Here is a 1,917-nt window from a genome sequence, read left to right as displayed (position 1 = left end):
AACTATTCAGAATTTCTTAAACGATAACTGTATTTTGTAAACGGATTTATGTTTTTTCAAACTTTGCAACAGAACCTTTATATTCGAATTATGAAGGGGCTGTTCAGTATTACTATATAAGAACAACAGACAATACAATTATTGATTTGTGTATCTCTGATTTTCCAGAAATCTTCGCTGTCCATGAAGGGTTTAGCGATAAACAAATTAGAAAGATTTACAACTGGAACTTATAAGTTATATAAATAACAAATTTAATTATTGGAGGAATGGAAAATGAAGATTGCTGTATCGGAATGGAAAGCATTGAAAAAAGAAACAAAGTTAAAGTTATTGCGTTATGCGATGTTAGAAAGCAAATATAAGTACGCAAAATAAAAGCTCTTCATTTGCATAAGCAAACAAAGAGCAAAAGTCTGAGTTACCATCTGGGAAAGAAATTGGCAGGTTTCTTTCCTCTATATTTTAACATATAAAAAGATATCAAGAAAAGGGGCATGTAGAATGGAAGAAGGTTGTATTTCCTTTCAGCAAAGGGTTAAAGAGTTTCTTATTATGATTGTCTGTTTTTGGTTCATTATGTTTCTCATGTACGGTGAAAGCCTGTTACAATAGAATGGAGTCGAAAGTCTAAATACCCTTAGGTAGCTCTCATAGGTGTAAGATCTATGGGAGCTTTTTAATAAGAGGTATATAAAATTTCACGTACCGTAATATTTAATAAAAAACAAACAACATAATCAATAGTCTACATTTAATTTTGTACTTAATTAAGCCGCTTAATGGATTCAGTCTCGTCTATTGGGGATACAATCTTATGTGAAATGGCGGTATTATTTTTATATTGGATAGATTTCTTGCGAAATATGTACCTAGAGTCGTATTTCAATTTAAATATGATAGTATTACAATTAGTATGAGCCTTATATTTTATTATTTTGCACTAATCATAGGGCTTAGTGACAGGGTAGCTGCTCTAGTCCGCAGGACTTTTTCCAATAATAGTAAAAATGACTGTTGTTTTATATGGTGTCCTTGAAGGTTACGATCTTTCTCAATTATAATATTTATTAAATAAATGTTATGAAATGAGGAGAAACATTGAAAAGAAAAGGGATTGAAGAAGAATTATTGGAGTACTATACGTTGTTACCAAATGAGCGTCATTTAATTTTGAGTAAAAAAACAAATCCCAATCGCCTGGGATTTGCTGTCTTACTTAAATATTTTCAACAGGAAGCTCGTTTTCCTAGCGAAAAACAAGATATCTCGAAAGACATTGTGCAACATCTAGCACATCAAATAGATGCGTCACCTAAAGATTTTTTTGAACATTATAGATGGGTCGGAAAAGAAAGAAGTTATACAGATCATCGAAAAACCATTCGTGATCTTTTTGGTTTCAGAGAGCTTACTTCAAAAGATAATCTTCAATTGATACAATGGCTAAAAGAACAAGTACAATTTACACATGATATGGAAGATTTATCGGATCAAGCTTATCATTTATTTCGCAAATGGAAAGTAGAACCACCTTCTAAAGGTAGTTTAAAACGCATGATTCATTCAGCTATTGATACGTATGAGAAAGATTTATATCATACAATTTCCGAACAATTATCCGCTGAAACTTGTTGTCGATTAGATACATTATTAGATGTACAATCAAATGAGGATTTGGAAATTTTAGACATCATGTATGAAAAAACAAATTCAAATCAGTTATCTTTTCGATATCTTTTATCGTCTGCATGTAAACCGAGTGTAAATACCATGGAAACAGAATTAAAAAAACTGTTAGCCATCCAATGTTGATATATCCTTTATTTGCACCAGAACCTTTTTATTTAAGTCGTAAACGAGATGCGAAAGCTGCCAAGTGTTTTCTAAAGAAAGCCTTGGTTTCTTGTCATGCCA

Annotated in this window: 2 protein-coding genes and 1 pseudogene; all 3 read left to right on the top strand. The window is 31.5% G+C overall.

The features are described 5' to 3' along the window. Positions 1-23: 23 nt before the first annotated feature. Positions 24-236, top strand: a complete 213-nt coding sequence (locus JDS99_RS32885; RefSeq protein ID WP_472926340.1) for a hypothetical protein — start codon at positions 24-26, stop codon at positions 234-236. 865 nt (positions 237-1,101) lie between these two features. After that, positions 1,102-1,815, top strand: a complete 714-nt coding sequence (locus JDS99_RS32240) for a DUF4158 domain-containing protein (protein WP_242475813.1) — start codon at positions 1,102-1,104, stop codon at positions 1,813-1,815. 26 nt (positions 1,816-1,841) lie between these two features. Next, positions 1,842-1,917, top strand: a pseudogene (locus tag JDS99_RS30505) (IS6 family transposase); the annotation flags it as partial.

Origin of the sequence: Bacillus cereus group sp. N6 (assembly GCF_016483705.1) — a bacterium.
GTDB lineage: Bacteria > Bacillota > Bacilli > Bacillales > Bacillaceae_G > Bacillus_A > Bacillus_A wiedmannii.
This window is presented reverse-complemented; position numbering and strand designations above follow the sequence as displayed.